The organism is Agrobacterium sp. a22-2 (assembly GCF_012276985.1).
Lineage (GTDB): Bacteria > Pseudomonadota > Alphaproteobacteria > Rhizobiales > Rhizobiaceae > Allorhizobium.
Window position 1 is genome coordinate 1 of record NZ_JAAXMM010000081.1, and the last position, 420, is coordinate 420.

1 protein-coding gene is annotated in these 420 nt (G+C 56.2%); it reads left to right on the plus strand.

Annotation, left to right across the window (positions count from 1 at the left end):
- The first annotated feature begins 113 nt into the window (after nt 1–113).
- Nucleotides 114–353 carry a hypothetical protein gene (locus HFC70_RS26465; protein ID WP_033639173.1) on the plus strand — a complete coding sequence of 80 codons (240 nt, stop codon included), beginning with the start codon at nt 114–116 and terminating at the stop codon, nt 351–353.
- Nucleotides 354–420: the final 67 nt, after the last annotated feature.

A 420-nucleotide genomic window follows, 5' to 3' on the forward strand; every position in this document is an offset into this window, starting at 1 on the left:
TGGGCCATAGATAATAGAGCTTTATCGGCTCCATCTGTTTGAACGCTACGGGTAGGTATTGGCACCAACAATAAGCGGCTAACCTATATTGGCGATGAGAGGCGCGGCCCCGTATGAGAAAACCGATCGCCTCGGTGATTTTTGTCCTGGTATTCGCTGTCTTGCCGAACATCATTCCCTCTCGGCTACTGCTGACACCGGACATGGCGTTAGAAATGGTTCACAAGTCTAATGAATGGGGTCTCGGCGATCCGCAAGCGCTTTCGACAACCGACCTGCTAATGCTTTATGGCGCTCGCTGGGTTGTATCTGCGTTTTATGCCAATAACATCGGCCTGACCCGTCACCGCTGAACGCTAACGCCCCTGCGCCGCCAGCGCCTGGGCGCAGGCCCAGGCGCTGGCGGCGCAGGGGCGTTAG

Coding starts and splice junctions, on each gene's coding strand:
- HFC70_RS26465 (WP_033639173.1), top strand. CDS start 114: ATGAGAAAACCGATCGCCTCGGTGATTTTTGTCCTGGTATTCGCTGTC.